The sequence below is a fragment of the Leisingera aquaemixtae genome (genome assembly GCF_006740765.1).
GTDB lineage: Bacteria > Pseudomonadota > Alphaproteobacteria > Rhodobacterales > Rhodobacteraceae > Leisingera > Leisingera aquaemixtae.
Window position 1 is genome coordinate 158,195 of the sequence record NZ_CP041159.1, and the last position, 15,949, is coordinate 174,143.

The following is a 15,949-nucleotide window of genomic DNA, read 5'->3' on the forward strand; positions in this document are numbered from 1 at the left end:
TAGTTTCCGGGGGGAAATCACATGGCACTTGATCAAACACTCGAAAACCCATTGCCGAGGCAGGCAATGAAGGCAGAGCTTTTGGATGCCGAAACCGAGCGCCGTCTGGCCTATGCCTGGCGCGATGACCGCGATGTTGCATCGCTGCATAGGCTTATCAACGCCTATATGCGCCTGGCCATTTCCATGGCCGCCAAGTTCAAGCGCTACGGGGCGCCGATGAACGACCTGATCCAGGAGGCAGGCCTGGGCCTGATGAAAGCGGCAGACAAGTTCGATCCGGACCGCGGCGTGCGGTTCTCCACCTATGCGGTGTGGTGGATCAAGGCGTCGATCCAGGATTACGTGATGCGCAACTGGTCGATGGTGCGCACCGGCTCGACCTCGTCGCAGAAGTCGCTGTTTTTCAACATGCGCCGGGTGCAGGCGCAGCTGGAGCGTGAGGCGCGGTCTTCGGGCGTGCCGCTGGATCAGCACCAGCTGCATCAGAAGATCGCCACCGAGATCGGTGTGCCGCTGCGCGATGTGGAGATGATGGAGGGGCGCCTGTCGGGGGCTGACTTCTCTTTGAACGCGGTGCAGTCCACCGACGAGGAGGGCCGCGAATGGATCGACGCGCTGGAGGATGATGCCTCGCAAGCCGAAGATCTGGTGCAGGAGCGGCACGACCGCCGCCAGCTGCGCAAGTGGCTGGTCACGGCGCTGCAGGCGCTGAACGACCGCGAGCGCTTTATCATCACCGAGCGCAAGCTGCGCGACCGTCCGCGCACGCTGGAAAGCCTCGGCACGGAGCTGGGCCTCTCCAAGGAGCGGGTGCGGCAGCTGGAGGCCGGTGCGTTCCAGAAGATGCGCAAGAGCCTTGAAAGCCAATCGCGGGAGGTGCAGAAACTGCTTTCATGAGAAAGCGGCTGACTGTCCTGAAAACTTTGGCAAGCGCCGCCGTTCTGGCGGCGCTTGGCCTGTCTGGCGCCCGCGCCGGCGATCTGGCGGCGGCGGCCGGACTGCTGCGCGGCGCAGATGTGGCGATCCTCGGCGAGGTGCATGACAACGCGGTGCATCACCAGCGGCAGGCTGCGCTGCTGGCAGAGCTGCAGCCCAAGGCCGTGGTCTGGGAGATGATCACGGCAGAGCAGGCAGAGAGCCTGAACCCGGCAACGCTGGCGGATGCGGAGCAGGTTGCGCAAGCCTTGGACTGGGCGCAGTCCGGCTGGCCGGAGTTTTCCCTTTATGCGCCGGTCTTTGCGGCCGCCCAGGGCGCCCGCCAGTACGGGGCGCTGGTGCCGCGGGCAGAGGCTGCCCGGGCGCTGGAGCAGGGTGCCGCCGCCTATTTCGGTGCAGAGGCCGCCGCGCGCTTTGGCCTGGATCAGCCGCTGCCCGCTGCCGAACAGGCGGCGCGCGAGGGGGATCAGCTGGCCAGTCACTGCAACGCGATGCCGGCCGAGATGCTGCCGGTTCTGGTGGACATCCAGCGCCTGCGCGACGCCAGTCTGGCCGCTGCCGCGGACCGGGCGCTGGCAGAGACCGGCGGCCCGGTGGCAGTCATCACCGGCAATGGCCACGCCCGCGCGGACCGCGGAATGGCGGTGTACCTTGCCAAGGCCCGCCCCGAGGCCCGGATCCGCAGCCTGGGCCAGTCGGAGGACGGGCAGATCAGCGGCAGTTTCGATCTGGTGCTGGATGCACCGGCGGCAGAGCGTCCCGATCCCTGTCTGGCGTTTCAGAACAGCAACTGAGTCGTCCTGCGCAAGCGGCCGGCGGTGCGTTTGCCCCGGACCGCGCCGTGCGCAGCGCGGCGCCCGGCCCAACGCCGCCAGCGGCAGGGGCCGCAGGCCCGTGCCGCGCGGGGGCGGGAGCCATTGCCTCTGCCCTTGGGACGGCGCGCCGGGCCGGGAAAACCGTTTCACACTTCCCTTTCGGCGCAGTACAGTCGCGGCAAACCGGGCGAGGACGCGCAAATGCTGGCTGGCAAACATATTCTTCTGATCATCGGCGGCGGCATCGCGGCCTATAAATCGCTGGAACTGATCCGCCGCCTGCAGGATCAAGGCGCCCGGGTGACGCCGGTGCTGACCAAATCCGGTGCCGAATTCGTGACGCCCCTGTCGGTGTCGGCCCTGGCCGGAACGCCTGTGCATCAGGAGCTGTTCGACCTGACCGCAGAGGCCGAGATGGGCCATATCCAGCTGTCGCGCAGCGCCGATCTGCTGGTGGTGGCGCCGGCCACCGCGGATCTGATGGCCAAGATGGCGCAAGGCCATGCAAACGACCTTGCCTCTACCCTGCTGCTGGCCACCGACACGCCGGTGCTGCTGGCGCCCGCGATGAACGTGCGGATGTGGGAGCACCCGGCCACCCGGCGCAATCTTGAGATCCTGAAAGGCGACGGTGTGTCCCTTGTGGGCCCCAACGAGGGCAGCATGGCCTGTGGCGAATTCGGCCCAGGACGGATGGCGGAACCGGAGGAGATCCTGTCCGCCATTGCGGCCAAGCTCTCGGATGGGCCGTTGAAGGGCAAGCGCATTCTGGTCACTTCCGGCCCCACGCATGAGCCGATCGACCCGGTGCGCTACATCGCCAACCACTCCTCCGGGGCGCAGGGGGCGGCGGTGGCCCGTGCTCTGCGCGATCTGGGCGCGGAGGTGGTGTTCATCACGGGCCCGGCAGCGGTCCGGCCCCCTGAGGGGGTACAGGTGGTGCCAGTGGAAAGCGCCCGTGAGATGGCGGCCGCAGTGCAGGCGGCGCTGCCCGCAGACGCCGGGGTCTTTGCCGCTGCGGTGGCGGACTGGCGGGTGGCCAGCGCCTCGGACCGCAAGCTGAAGAAATCCAAGGACGGGCTGCCGGTTCTGGAGTTCGCGGAAAACCCCGACATCCTGAAGACCGTCTCGCAGATGAGCGAAGGCCGTCCCGGACTGGTGGTCGGCTTCGCCGCGGAAACCAACGATGTGGTCGAAAACGCCTCCGCCAAGCGCAAGCGCAAGGGCTGCGACTGGATCGTCGCCAATGACGTCTCGCCCGCGACCGGCATCATGGGGGGCAGCGAAAACGCGGTGATCCTGATCTCTGACGGCGGCGCCGAGGAATGGCCGCGCATGGCCAAGGATGAGGTCGCCCGCAAACTGGCAGAGCGGATTGCCGCGGCGCTGGCCGGGTGATTTTGAGTATTTTTGGAAAGATGAAGGGGGAGCGGGGATGGTCACGATCCGTGTGATCCATGAGGAAGCTGCGGACCGGGATGTGCCGCTGCCTTCCTATGAGACTGCCGGTGCGGCGGGGGCTGATGTGCGGGCCAACCTGCCGGACCGCGGCTTTCTGGTGCTGCAGCCGGGGGAGCGCACGCTGGTGCCCACCGGGCTGCGTGTGGAGATCCCGGCAGGCTATGAGGTGCAGATCCGGCCGCGTTCCGGGCTGGCGCTGAAACACGGGATCACGCTGCCCAACACGCCGGGCACCATCGACAGCGATTATCGCGGGCCCTTGGGGGTGATTTTGCTGAACGCGGGGCAGGAGCCGTTTCAGATCGCGCATGGCGACCGCATTGCGCAAATGGTGGTGGCGCCGGTCCTGCAGGCGCGGTTTGAACGGGCGGAGGCGCTGTCCGCAACGCCCCGCGGGGCGGGCGGCTTTGGCTCGACCGGGCAGGCCTGATGCTGCGGATCCTGATCCTGGCGGCGCTGATCTGGTGGGGCGGGCGGTTCCTGGGCCTGCCGCGCAACCTGCGCCTTGGGCTGCTGGCGGTGCTGTTCACCGCCGTGCTAGCAGTGCAGCTGACCCTGCCGGACGGGCATCCCTTGCGCGAAGGCACCGGCGGTTCAGCCGCGCCTTGGCTGATGCTGGGCGGCTTTGCCCTTGTGGCCGGTTTCTATGCGCGTATCGTGGCGGCTTTGAAGACCCGCGCCCAGCCCCAGGACACGCAGATGACCCAGCCCGCAGGAACCTTCACCGAAAGCGAGCTTGACCGCTATGCCCGCCATATCGTCCTGCGCGAGCTGGGCGGGCCGGGGCAGAAACGGCTGAAACAGGCCAAGGTGCTGGTGATCGGCGCAGGCGGTCTGGGCGCGCCTGCGCTGCAGTATCTGGCCGCCGCCGGTGTTGGCACCATCGGGGTGATTGATGATGACGTGGTCGACAACGCCAATTTACAGCGCCAGGTGATTCACCGGGACAAGGACATCGGCACGCCCAAGGTGTTCTCTGCCCAGGCCGCGATGGAGGCGCAGAACCCCTATGCGGAGGTGCGCCCCTACAACCGCCGCCTGAGCGATGACATCGCGGCGGAGCTGTTTGCCGAATATGATCTGATCCTCGACGGCACCGACAATTTTGAGACCCGTTATCTGGCCAACCGCACCGCCGTGACGCTGGGCAAGCCGCTGATCTCAGGCGCGCTGTCGCAGTGGGAGGGGCAGCTGAGCGTGTTTCACCCGGCCCAGGACGGTCCGTGCTACCAGTGCATTTTCCCGGAGGCGCCTGCGGCCGGTCTGGCACCCAGCTGCTCCGAGGCCGGGGTGGCCGGCCCGCTGCCGGGGGTTGTCGGGGCGATGATGGCGGTCGAGGCGGTCAAGCAGATCACCGGCGCGGGCCAGGTGCTGCGGGGGGAAATGCTGATCTACGACGGGCTCTATGGCGAGACGCGCAAGATCCGCCTGTCGCGGCGCGAGGGCTGCCCGGTCTGCAGCGGTCCCGGACAGAGCTGACCTGGCCGCCCGGAACCTTCCATGAATGAAGCCTACTACATCGCGCTGCTGTGCGGCGCCCTGTTCGGCGGCCAGCCGGAGACGGTGCATCAGTTCACCTATCCCGGCGGGGCGGCATCCATCCGGACCGATTGCGAAAACCGCAACCGCGTCATTGAATTCGGTCTCGACAAGCGCAGTAGCCTGGACAGCATTCAGCAGGCGCTGTTCGCGGCGGAAATCACCGGCAAGGAAGCGGTGGTTGCGCTGATTGATACCGACGGCACCTTGGGCCGCTTTGAGTGGCGCATCGCCCGCGCGGCCAATATCGCGGGCGTTCCGATCCGGATTATCCCGGCTGAATTGGCGCACAGCCTCGGGGCCGGCGGCTGATCCGGGCAGCCGGACCCGGATACGCCGGCCCGGCCCGCGCACCCCGCCTGAGCGTGATTGCGGCCCCCCGTCTTTACCGCTAGCGTCGCCTGCAAAGGAGACCCGCATATGTCCAACCCGCTTTTGTCCCGCTGGGACACGCCGTTTGAAATTGCCCCGTTCAACAGCATTTCCGATGATGATTTCGCCCCCGCGCTGGAGCAGGCGCTGGCGGCGCATAAGGAACAGATCGGCGCCATCGCCAATAGCGCCGAGCCGCCCGGCTTTGCCAATGTGATCGAGGCGCTGGAAACGCCCTGCCGCGCACTGGAGCAGGTGCTGGGCGTCTTCTTCACCGTGGCCGGTGCCGACAGCAACCCCAAGCGGCAGGAGCTGCAGCGGGAGTTCTCCCCGAAACTCGCGGCGCATTTCTCGGCAATCACCGCCAATAAGGCGCTGTATGCCCGGGTGAAGGCGGTTTGGGACCAGCGGGAGGAGCTGGATCTAACCGAGGAGCAGCAGCGCGTCCTGATGCTGACCCACCGCGGCTTTGTCCGCGGCGGCGCGGCACTGGAGGGCGCGGCCGACACCCGGATGCAGGAGATCAAGGGGCGGCTGGCGACCTTGGGCACCCAGTTCACCCAGAACCTGCTGGCGGATGAGCGCGACTGGTTCATGGAGCTGTCCGAGGACGATCTGGAAGGCCTGCCGGAGTTTGTGGTCAAGGCCGCGCGCACGGCTGGCGAGGAGAAGGGCGCGGGCGGCCCGGTTGTCACCCTGTCGCGCTCGCTGATCACGCCCTTCCTGCAGTTCTCGCCGCGCCGCGACCTGCGCGAGAAAGCGTTCAACGCCTGGGCCGCCCGCGGGGCCAACGGCGGCGCAACCGACAACCGCGCCATTGCCGCCGAGATCCTGCAATTGCGCGAGGAGCGGGCGCAGCTGTTGGGGTATGAAAATTTCGCCGCCTACAAGCTGGAAACCGAAATGGCCAAAACGCCTGAGGCGGTGCGCGGGCTGCTGATGGAAGTCTGGGAGGCGGCCAAGGCCCGGGCCGAGAAAGACGCCGCGGTGCTGACCGGGATGATGCAGGCCGATGGAATCAACGGCGATCTCGAGCCCTGGGACTGGCGCTACTACGCCGGGAAGCGCCGCAAGGCGGAGCATGATCTGGATGAGGCGGAGCTGAAACCCTATCTGCAGCTCGACCGGATGATCGAGGCCTCCTTTGCCTGCGCAAACCGGCTGTTCGGGCTGGAGTTCACACCGCTGGACGTGCCGCTCTACCATCCGGACTGCCGCGCCTGGGAGGTGACGCGGGACGGCCGGCATGTGGCGGTTTTCATCGGCGACTACTTTGCCCGCAGCTCCAAGCGTTCCGGCGCCTGGTGTTCAGCCATGCGGCAGCAGGCCAAGTTCCCGGATGTGCAGGCCCCGGTGGTGATCAACGTCTGCAACTTCGCCAAGGGCGACCCGGCGCTGCTGTCCTGGGACGATGCCCGCACCCTGTTCCATGAGTTCGGCCATGCGCTGCATCAGATGCTGTCCGATGTGACCTATGAGAGCATTTCGGGCACCTCGGTGGCGCGCGATTTTGTCGAACTGCCCAGCCAGCTGTATGAGCATTGGCTGGAGGTGCCGGAGGTGCTGCAGGAGTTTGCCACCCACGCGGAAACCGGCGCGCCGATGCCGCAGGAGATGCTGGAGAAAGTGCTGGGGGCGTCCAATTTCGACATGGGCTTTCAGACGGTGGAATATACCGCCTCTGCGCTGGTGGACCTTGCCTTCCATGACGGTCCGGCGCCGTCCGACCCGATGGAAAAGCAAAACGAAGTGCTTGCGGCACTCGGCATGCCGCACGCGATCACCATGCGCCACGCGACGCCGCATTTCGCGCATGTGTTCTCGGGCGACGGCTATTCCGCGGGTTATTACAGCTACATGTGGTCGGAGGTGATGGACGCTGATGCCTTTGCCGCCTTCAAGGAGGCAGGCGGAGCCTTTGATGCCGAACGCGCCAGGGCGCTGGAGGAACATATTCTCTCCACCGGCGGCTCTGCGGATCCGGCGGAGCTGTATGTTGCCTTCCGCGGGCGGCTTCCGGGCGTGGAGGCACTGCTGAAAGGCCGCGGGCTGGCTGCGGAGTAAGGAAAGCGCCCTTGCGGGCGCTGCCTCCCCTTCCGACGGCAAAGCCGCCTGCCGGGCAGCGGGACTTGAGTATTTCAGGAAAGATGAAAGAGCGGGCGCCAGTCCGCTCTTGTCCGTTCAGTAGCCGAGGCTGCGGTCGACGAGGTGCAAGAGCGGCTCGCCGGCCTCCGCGCGGCGGATGTTTTCCGCAATGACTTCGGCCGCGGTGCTTTCACGGGTTTCCGAGGCGATATGCGGCGTGACCGTGACATTGGGATGCGCCCAATAGGGGTGCTCCGGCGGCAGCGGCTCAACGCGGAACACATCCAGCGTCGCGTGGCCGACCTGGCCGCTGTCCAGTGCCGCCAGCAGCGCCGCGTCGTCAATCAGCGGCCCGCGGCCCGGGTTGATGACTTTTGCGCCCTTGGGCAGCAGGGCCAGTGTCTCGGCATTCAGCGTGTTTTCGGTGGCGGGGGTGTCGGGCAGCAGCAGGATCACGATCTCAGCCTGTCGCAGCGCAACCTTCAGCCCCTCCGGGCCCGCGTGGCAGGTGATGCCTTCGATCTCCTTTTGGGTGCGGCTCCAGCCGGAGACCTGGAACCCCAGCGCCGCCAGCGCCTTGGCCGCGGCGGTGCCCAGGGCGCCGAGGCCCAGAACCGTGACGTGCCGGTCCTTGGCCAGCGGCGGGACATGCCGGTGCCAGCGCCCGTTCAGCCCGCGGATATGGAGGTCCATGCCCAGGTGATAGCGTAGCGTGTGGCCAGCCACCCATTCGGTCATCCCCTGTTCCAGCCCGCTGTCCACCATCCGGGTGAGCGGCACGGAAGCGGGCACAACAGGCACGATTTTCTCAACGCCGGCCCACATGCTCAGCACCGCCTTCAGCCGGGTAAAGGGGGTGAAATCGCTGACCGGCCCGCTGGGGGCGTAGACGATGTAATCCACGTCTTCTGGCGCGAAGCCGGTGCGCAGATCTGCCTCCACGCCCCGCCGGGCAAGCTCCGCTTTCAGCAGCGGCTCATAGGTTGGCCAGCCATCGGCGCGGCCTGCAAACAGGACATTGGCGGTCATGAGGTCTCCCTGACGTTCTAGCGCGGCGATTGCCGCGGGCGGTGGATATGGGCGCTTTGCACGATGCCGAAGGCGCCCAGGAGCACCAGCATCGCCGAGCCGCCATAAGACACCATCGGCAGCGGCACGCCAACCACCGGCGCCAGCCCCATCACCATCGACATGTTCACCGCAAAGAATAGGAAGAAGGTGATGGCAATGCCCATGATCACCAGCGACGAGAACCGGTCCTTGGCAGCAATCGCCGAGGCGATGCAGAACAGGATGATCAGCATGTAGATGACCAAGAGGGTCACACCGCCGATAAAGCCGAACTCCTCTGCCAGGGTGGTGAAGATGAAGTCGGTGTGCTTTTCCGGCAGGAAGTTCAGCCGCGACTGGGTGCCTTGCATGAACCCGCGCCCCGACCAGCCGCCGGAGCCGAGCGCGATCTTGGACTGGGTGATGTGATAGCCCGCGCCCAAGGGGTCCTGCGAGGGGTCCAGAAAGGTGTCGATGCGGCGGAACTGATAATCCTTCAGCAGCTGCCAGTCGGTGCCGCGGCTTTGGAACACGGTGCTGACCAGCCCCACGCCGGCGGCAATCACCGCCACGAAATAGGCCCAGTGCACGCCCGCCAGGAACATCACCCCGCCGCCTGCCGCCATCAGCAGGATCGAGGTGCCAAGGTCCGGCTGTTTCAGCACCAGTGCGGTGGGCAGCAAGATCAGCGCCACCGGCAGCAGCACCCACAAGGGGCGGGAGGTCTTTTCGGGCGGCAGCCAGTCGTAATAGGCGGCCAGCAGCATCACCAGCGCGATCTTGGTGACTTCCGACGGCTGCAGCCGCATGAAGCCGATGTCGATCCAGCGCTGCGCGCCCATCCCGACGGTGCCGAACAGCTCCACCGCGACCAGCAGCGCCAGCGACCCCAGATAGGCCACCACCGAGATGTTGCGCCAGAACCAGATCGGGATCATCGCCACCACGAACATGGCCGCAAGGCCGAGGGCAAACCGCTTGACCTGCGGCTCCACCCACGGGCTGAAGGAGCCGCCCGCCACCGAATAGAGCATCAGGAAGCCGACACTGGCGACCGTGATCAGCAGCAGCGTCAGCCCCCAGTTGAGGTGCAGGATCTTGCGCAGCCCCGTGGGGGTCGATTTGGCGTGGTACTCAAGATAGCTCATGCCCGGCTGCTCCTGCTGCCCAGCGGCCGCTTGACGCGCTCGCGCTCCAGCCGCTCCTGCTGCGCCTTGATGCGGCTGCGGTCGGCGTTGGGGTAGGCCTCCAGCGGCGGGGTGCCGTTGTAAAGCGCCTGCAGCAGCACGTCGCGTGCCACCGGAGCCGCCGCCTTGGAGCCGCCGCCGCCGTGTTCGACCACCACCGCAACCGCGTATTTGGGCTTGTCATAGGGCGCAAAGCAGACAAACAGCGCATGGTCGCGCCGTTCCCACGGCAGGTCCTCGTTGCGGATCACACCGGCCGCGCGTTCGGCGGCGGTGATGTTGCGGACCTGGCTGGTGCCGGTCTTGCCGGCCATCTGCATGCCATCGCCGATGATGCGGGAGCGGTAGGCGGTGCCGCGGCGGTCATTGCTGACCGAATGCATGCCGCGCCGCACCATGCGCAGGCTGTTCCCGCTGACCGCCAGGGGCTCGCCTGCGCCGCTCGGCTGTTCCACGCCGTCCAGCGACTTCAACAGCCGCGGCGTCACGCTGCGCCCGGTGGCAATCCGTGCGGTCATGACCGCCAGCTGCAAGGGCGACGCAAGCATGTAGCCCTGGCCGATGGAGGAGTTCGCGGTATCGCCGATCAGCCAGTCCTTGCCATAGGAGCTGGCCTTCCACTCCTTGGTCGGGGTGATCCCCTGGGCCACCGCCGACATCGGCAGCTCGTGCTTGATGCCCAGGCCGAACATGTTGGCCATCTCGGAGATCTTGTCGATCCCGGTCTTGATCGCCACGTCGTAATAATAGACGTCGCAGGACCGTTTCAGCGAGGTGTTCAGATCCACATGCCCATGGCCTGCGCGTTTCCAGCAGTGGAAGCGGCGGCCGGCAACCTTGAGGTAGCCGGGGCACCAGACGGTTTCCTCCGGCCCGATCACGCCGTTTTCCAGCGCCGCCAGCGCGGTGATCATCTTGAAGGTGGAGCCGGGCGGATAGGTGCCCTGCACGGTCTTGTTGGACAGCGGGCGGTACTTGTCCTCTGTCAGCATCCGGTAGTCGGCAACCGAGATGCCGCGCACGAACAGGTTGGGGTCGAAACTGGGCGAGGAGCAGATCGCGCGGATGTCCCCGTCCTCGCAGTCGATCACCACCGCGGCAGCGCTTTCCCGGCCCAGCCGCGCCTGCACATAATTCTGCAGTTCCGCGTCAATGGTCAGCTGCATGTCGGCGCCGGAGATCCCCTCGCGCCGGTCCAGCTCGCGCATCACCCGGCCGGTGGCGTTCACCTCGACCCGCTTGGCCCCGGCCTTGCCGCGCAGCACATCCTCGCGCCGGGCCTCAAAGCCCACCTTGCCGATCTGGAAGCGCGGGATCATCAGCACCGGCTCGGGGTCTTCCATCTTGCTCAGGTCATAGTCGGACACGGGGCCGACATAGCCCACCACATGGGCGAAATCGTCCAGCTGCGGATAGACCCGCGTCAGGCCCACCTCGGGCGTGACGCCGGGCAGGGCGGGGGCGTTCACGGCGACTTTGGAGATATCCTCCCATCCGATCTGGTCGGCGAGGGTGATCGGCAGGAACGGTGGCGAGCGGCGCATCTCGGTGCGGGCGCGCTCCAGGTCCTCCGGGTCCAGCGGCACCAGGCTGGAGAGCTTGGCAATCACCGCCTCAACGTCGCCCGCATCCTCCGGCACCACGGTGATCCGGTAAGACGGCGAGTTCTGCGCGACGATCAGCCCGTTGCGGTCGAATATCTGGCCGCGCGCGGGCGGCAGCAGGCGGATGTTGATGCGGTTTTCCTCCGCCAGCAGGCGGAACTCATCGGCCTGATCCACCTGCAGGTAGCGCATCCGGGCCGCCAGGCCGCCGGCAAAGGCCAGCTGCAGCCCGCCCAGGAACAGCGCCCGCCGGGTCATCTTGCCGTGTGCGGCATCCAGATCCTTGGGATTGCGTTTCATCAGCGGCTCACCAGGGCTTCGGCTTCGGACGGGGACAGTTTGCGCACCCCCAGAATAGACTGGCTGGCCCAAACTGCCAGCGGATAGGCGGCGATGGTCATCACCACCTGGATCACGGTCAGGCTCAGCTGCGCCTGCGCAACCCCGAACAGGGTCAGGATCAGCCGGTTCAGGGTGGCAATCCCGGTAAGCACCAGCGCAACCGACAGCCATTCGCTGGCAAAGGTGCTCTCGCGATGGGGCGCTGCGCGGCCCTTGAGGAAACCGCAGCCTAGCACCGTCAGCAGCGCCAGCAGACCCGGCGGGCGGTGGAACAGCAGATCCGCCAGCAGCATCACCAGCCCGATGGAGAGGGCAGGCACATAATCCGGGCGGCGCAGGCTCCAGGCCATCGCCAGCGCCAGGAGCAGGTCCGGCGGCGCCCAGAACCGCGGCTCGGTCTCCAGCGGCAGCAGGTGGAAGAACATGATCAGCAGTGCCAGCGCCGCAAACGCCGCGCGCATGGTCCAGATCCGGGCGGGCGAGGTGTTAGCCATTGCCCGCCTCAGCCGTGCCGTCTGCGCTCTCTGCCCCCAAACCCTCGGGCCGCGGCTGCGGCACCGGATCGCCTGGCGGCGCCCCGACCAGCCCGCCCGGGTCCTGGATCACTTCGGTGCCGTGGTGGCGCAGCACCCGCAGGAACTCCAGCCGCCCGTAATCCGCGGACAGGCGCACCCGCATCCGCCCGGACCGGTCCTTGGCCACCTGGCCGATCAGCAGGCCCGCCGGAAAGACGGAGCCGTCGCCGGAGGAAATCACCCGGTCGCCGGGGCGCACCTGGTCGGGGTTTTCCAGAAAGCTCAGCACCGGCGCGGCGCTGTTGTCGCCAGTGACCAGTGCGGTCTGGCCGGAGGGCTGGATGGTCGCCGGCACCGCGCTGGCGGCATCGGTCAGCAGGATCACCCGCGCGGTGTTGCGCCCGGTGCCGGAGATCCGGCCCACCAGCCCGATCCCGTCCATCGCCGCCCAGCCGTCATGCACCCCGTCGCGGCTGCCCACGTTCAGCAGCACCGACTGCCGGAAGGGGGAGCCGCTGTCGGCCATCACCACCCCGGTGATATAGGTCAGCTGCGGGTCCAGCCGCACGTTGTTGAGATCCAGAAGGCGGGCGTTCTCCTGCTCCAGCTGCAGCGCCGCCTCTTTCCAGGCCCGCATCTGCCGCAGCTCGCTGCGCAGCTCGCGGTTCTGCTCAGACAGCCGCTGATAGCTTTGGAAATCGCGGATCAGGTTGATGGTGGCAGTCACCGGCACCATCGCCCAGTCCATGCTGGGCACCACCCTGTCCGCCACCTGGGCGCGGAAGCGTTCCACCCGCGGGCTGTCGATCCGCCAGACGACAAAGACCGCGGCCAGGCACAGGCACAAAACCGCTGTCAGCAGACGCCGCAGCGGGGTTGCGTAATCGTCGCGCTGTGACTTGTCCTTCGCCACGTCTCTCCTTCCAGCCGCCCCTCCAGCCGCTCACCGGCCGGCGCCGTTCCGGCGGTCAGGGTCTGTTAGCTGTCGTAGTCGATGGCGTGGGCCAGCTGTTTTTCGTATTCGAGCGCCTTGCCGGTGCCCAGGGCCACGCAGTTGAGGCTTTCGTCCGCGATGGAGACCGCCAGGCCGGTTTGTTCGCGCAGGGCGAGGTCCAGATCGCCCAGCAGCGCGCCGCCGCCGGTCAGCATCACGCCGCGGTCGACAATGTCGGCGGCCAGATCCGGCGGGGTGGTTTCCAGCGCGGTCATCACAGCTTCGCAGATCTGCTGCACCGGTTCGGCCAGCGCCTCGGCCACCTGGGCCTGGGAAATCTCGATTTCCTTCGGGACGCCGTTCAAGAGGTCGCGGCCGCGGATTTGCATCGACTGGCCGCGGCCGTCGTCGGGCATCCGGGCGGTGCCGATGGAGGTCTTGATGCGCTCGGCGGTGGATTCGCCCACCAGGAGGTTCTGCTGGCGGCGCAGGTAGCTGATGATCGCCTCATCCATGCGGTCGCCGCCGACGCGGACAGAGCGGGCATAGACGATGTCGCCCAGCGACAGGACCGCCACCTCGGTGGTGCCGCCGCCGATGTCGACAACCATGTTGCCGGTTGGATCGGTGATCGGCATGCCAGCCCCGATGGCGGCAGCAATCGGCTCGGCGATCAGCCCGGCGCGGCGGGCGCCTGCAGACAGAACCGACTGGCGGATCGCGCGCTTTTCAACAGGGGTGGCGCCATGCGGCACGCAGACGATGATCTTGGGCTTGGAGAAGGTCGAGCGCTTGTGAACCTTGCGGATGAAGTGCTTGATCATCTCCTCCGCGGTGTCGAAGTCGGCAATCACGCCTTCGCGCATCGGCCGGATCGCCTCGATCGAGCCGGGGGTGCGGCCCAGCATCAGCTTGGCGTCCTCGCCCACGGCCAGCACTTTCTTGACGCCGTCCTTGACGTGGTAAGCCACCACCGAGGGCTCGGACAGGATCACGCCGCGGCCCTTCACGTAAACCAGGGTGTTCGCCGTGCCGAGGTCAATGGCCATGTCCGAGGAGAACAGACCGCCCAAGTTTCCGAAAAGCGCCATGTAGAAGGGATCCTGTGAGTGCTGCCATTATACCTTGGGCGACTCCCGGGGAGCCGCCTGTCCCCACCTTATATGCCGCGCGGGTGAGCCGCGAAAGGGCGTATTATGGTGAAACAGCGCGTTTCCGCCAAGTCGCCGGACCGGCGCACCGGGCAAAAGGGCGCAGGCAGCGGCGGCCGGGCGGCCAGCCGGGCCGCGCCGGCCTTGCCGCGGGCGCCCGGGGGCGGCGGGCCGCGGCGGCGGCCCCGGATCCGGCATCCTGCGGATCAGCTTGGAAAAATCCGCTGCATCTCCGAGTTGAAATGCGCCCAGGTCAGGCTGGCGCTGTTGCCGGCATAACCCTCGTAATAGGATTTGCCGCTGGACACCGGCAGCCCGGCCCAGATCTTTGCCAGGTTCAGCATGAAGGTCTTTCGAGGCATTTCCGACGCCAGGAAGGCGCTGTAGCCTGCCTCCTCGATCAGCTGGTGCGCCAGCTGGTCCTGCAGCTCGGGTGTGAAACGGGCCTGCGGCTTGACCCCCTGATGCCGCACCAGGCGGCGCAGCGTTGCCGGGATCATCTGATAGCGGCCGATGGCGTGGGGCTGGCCCGGGGTGGCGTCGATCCAGGCGTTGATCTCAGCGATCGTCATCTGCGTCGGCTTCTTCGGCGGCTTGCGTGTGGCGCCATATTGCACCGCATCATACTGCGCCTTGCCGGCCTCGGCGCTGGCGATCAGGTCCAGCAGGCGTTTGACGCTGGGCGGTGCCTTCAGGACCGGGGCAAACATCCCGCCGCCGCTGCGGCCGCGGAACAGGCTGGCCGCGCCGGGATTGAGCGACACCGCCCCGCGGCCTGGGCCGGGCAGGGTGTCGGGCAGCAAGCTGGCAACGGCCTGCGGCGCCGGGGCTGCGGAGGGCGCAGATCCGGGCATCGGGGCAGAGGCCTTTTGCAGGAAGAAATTGTTGCCCACCAGAGAATACCCTTGCGCGCTGACAGCCGCTGCGGTCCACAGCAGCAGGGCCAGAAAGGTCAGGATCAGGGCAAGGGCGCTCATTCTAAGGGGCATGGGAACCTGCATTCTGCGGTGTCTTGTCGGGGTGCAGTCTGCCGCAGCGGTGTTGAGATTCCGTTTATCCGCCGCACGCTGCCCCTTCCGCCGCTTGGCGATTGCCGGTAGAGGGGGCGCATGCTCTCGTATCAGCACATATACCACGCCGGGAATCTGGCCGATGTCCAGAAGCACGCGCTGCTGGCCTGGATGCTGGCCTACCTCACCCGCAAGGACAAACCGCTCAGCTATATCGAGACCCACGCGGGCCGCGGCCTCTACCAGCTGGACGCGCCCGAGGCCGTGAAGACCGGCGAGGCGGCGCAGGGCATCACCAAGGTTCTGGCAGAGCAGGGGCTGGCGGCAGACCACCCGCTGCACCGCGCGCTGTCGGAAACCCGCAAGGCGCATGGCGCGGCCGCCTATTCCGGTTCGCCGCTGATTGCGGCATCGCTGCTGCGGCCGGGCGACTCGCTGCATTTCGCGGAGCTGCACCCGCAGGAAAACGCGGCCCTGCGCGCCGCTCTGAAACCCTGGAAGGCCAAGGTGCACCAGCAGGACGGGTTCGAACTCGCCATGTCGCTGGCACCGCCAGACCCGCGCCGCGGGCTGCTGCTGATCGACCCGAGCTACGAGATCAAATCCGATTATGCCCGCATCCCCGGCATCATCGGCCAGCTGCACAAGAAATGGAACGTCGGCGTCATTGCCCTGTGGTACCCGATCCTCAAGGACGGCACCCACAAGCCGATGCTGAAGGCGCTGGAGGCACAGGGGCTGCCGGATGTCCTGCGCCACGAGGTGACCTTTCCGCCGGTGCGCGAAGGCCACCGGATGGTCGGCAGCGGCATGTTCGTGGTCAACGCGCCCTATGGCGCGGCAGAGGAAGCGGCCCGGATTTCGGCGCTGTTCAAGGCGGTTTCCCGCAAGTAGCCCCGGATCGCGCGCTCCACCCGCAGGGCCAGCGCCGCGCCGCCTGCTTCG

15 protein-coding genes are annotated in these 15,949 nt (G+C 67.0%); 8 read left to right on the forward strand and 7 right to left on the reverse strand.

Annotation, left to right across the window (positions count from 1 at the left end; translation table 11 throughout):
* Window positions 1-21 precede the first annotated feature (21 nt).
* The 7 genes from R2C4_RS02605 to R2C4_RS02635 all read left to right on the forward strand — a co-directional run bounded on the left by R2C4_RS02605 (window position 22) and on the right by R2C4_RS02635 (window position 7,190).
* On the forward strand, window positions 22-900 hold the full coding sequence (locus R2C4_RS02605) for an RNA polymerase factor sigma-32 (protein WP_141889472.1): 879 nt from the start codon (window positions 22-24) through the stop codon (window positions 898-900).
* Window positions 897-1,733 (forward strand): ChaN family lipoprotein, encoded by an 837-nt coding sequence (locus R2C4_RS02610; RefSeq protein WP_141889473.1) that lies wholly within the window; start codon window positions 897-899, stop codon window positions 1,731-1,733. Before R2C4_RS02605 ends, R2C4_RS02610 begins: the two co-directional genes overlap by 4 nt.
* A gap of 222 nt (window positions 1,734-1,955) precedes the next feature.
* Entirely contained in the window at window positions 1,956-3,152 is a 1,197-nt protein-coding gene (coaBC, locus tag R2C4_RS02615) for a bifunctional phosphopantothenoylcysteine decarboxylase/phosphopantothenate--cysteine ligase CoaBC (RefSeq protein WP_141889474.1), read from the forward strand.
* Between the two features lie 37 nt (window positions 3,153-3,189).
* The gene (gene dut, locus R2C4_RS02620; RefSeq protein ID WP_141889475.1) at window positions 3,190-3,645 is read left to right on the forward strand and encodes a dUTP diphosphatase; all 456 of its coding nucleotides are present in this window, start codon (window positions 3,190-3,192) and stop codon (window positions 3,643-3,645) included.
* Window positions 3,645-4,694: a HesA/MoeB/ThiF family protein gene (locus tag R2C4_RS02625; RefSeq protein WP_141889476.1), complete on the forward strand. Its 1,050-nt coding sequence runs from the start codon at window positions 3,645-3,647 to the stop codon at window positions 4,692-4,694. The genes dut and R2C4_RS02625 overlap by 1 nt, the downstream gene beginning before the upstream one ends.
* 21 nt (window positions 4,695-4,715) lie before the next feature.
* Window positions 4,716-5,066, forward strand: coding sequence for a hypothetical protein (locus R2C4_RS02630; protein WP_141889477.1), 351 nt, complete (start codon window positions 4,716-4,718; stop codon window positions 5,064-5,066).
* A 108-nt stretch (window positions 5,067-5,174) separates the two neighbouring features.
* Window positions 5,175-7,190, forward strand: a complete 2,016-nt coding sequence (locus R2C4_RS02635) for a M3 family metallopeptidase (RefSeq protein ID WP_141889478.1) — start codon at window positions 5,175-5,177, stop codon at window positions 7,188-7,190.
* Between the two features lie 117 nt (window positions 7,191-7,307).
* Here the strand turns inward: R2C4_RS02635 and R2C4_RS02640 are convergent, their stop codons facing one another.
* The 7 genes from R2C4_RS02640 to R2C4_RS02670 form a co-directional block, all read right to left on the reverse strand.
* Window positions 7,308-8,240 (reverse strand): 2-hydroxyacid dehydrogenase, encoded by a 933-nt coding sequence (locus R2C4_RS02640; protein ID WP_141889479.1) that lies wholly within the window; start codon window positions 8,238-8,240, stop codon window positions 7,308-7,310.
* 17 nt (window positions 8,241-8,257) lie between these two features.
* Complete coding sequence (gene rodA, locus R2C4_RS02645; RefSeq protein ID WP_058286347.1) at window positions 8,258-9,409, reverse strand: rod shape-determining protein RodA; 1,152 nt, start codon at window positions 9,407-9,409, stop codon at window positions 8,258-8,260.
* Window positions 9,406-11,352: a penicillin-binding protein 2 gene (mrdA, locus tag R2C4_RS02650; RefSeq protein ID WP_141889480.1), complete on the reverse strand. Its 1,947-nt coding sequence runs from the start codon at window positions 11,350-11,352 to the stop codon at window positions 9,406-9,408. The genes rodA and mrdA overlap by 4 nt, the downstream gene beginning before the upstream one ends.
* Window positions 11,352-11,888, reverse strand: a complete 537-nt coding sequence (locus tag R2C4_RS02655) for a hypothetical protein (RefSeq protein ID WP_058286349.1) — start codon at window positions 11,886-11,888, stop codon at window positions 11,352-11,354. Before R2C4_RS02655 ends, mrdA begins: the two co-directional genes overlap by 1 nt.
* Window positions 11,881-12,822 carry a rod shape-determining protein MreC gene (gene mreC / locus R2C4_RS02660; RefSeq protein ID WP_141889481.1) on the reverse strand — a complete coding sequence of 314 codons (942 nt, stop codon included), beginning with the start codon at window positions 12,820-12,822 and terminating at the stop codon, window positions 11,881-11,883. Before mreC ends, R2C4_RS02655 begins: the two co-directional genes overlap by 8 nt.
* Before the next feature lie 65 nt (window positions 12,823-12,887).
* Window positions 12,888-13,934 carry a rod shape-determining protein gene (locus R2C4_RS02665; RefSeq protein WP_008554722.1) on the reverse strand — a complete coding sequence of 349 codons (1,047 nt, stop codon included), beginning with the start codon at window positions 13,932-13,934 and terminating at the stop codon, window positions 12,888-12,890.
* A 266-nt stretch (window positions 13,935-14,200) separates the two neighbouring features.
* Entirely contained in the window at window positions 14,201-14,971 is a 771-nt protein-coding gene (locus R2C4_RS02670; RefSeq protein ID WP_208764516.1) for a lysozyme family protein, read from the reverse strand.
* A 132-nt stretch (window positions 14,972-15,103) separates the two neighbouring features.
* On the opposite strand from R2C4_RS02670, the gene R2C4_RS02675 reads away from it, so the two are divergent.
* A complete protein-coding gene (locus tag R2C4_RS02675; RefSeq protein ID WP_141889483.1) occupies window positions 15,104-15,898 on the forward strand; it encodes a 23S rRNA (adenine(2030)-N(6))-methyltransferase RlmJ in 795 nt (264 codons plus the stop codon).
* Window positions 15,899-15,949: the final 51 nt, after the last annotated feature.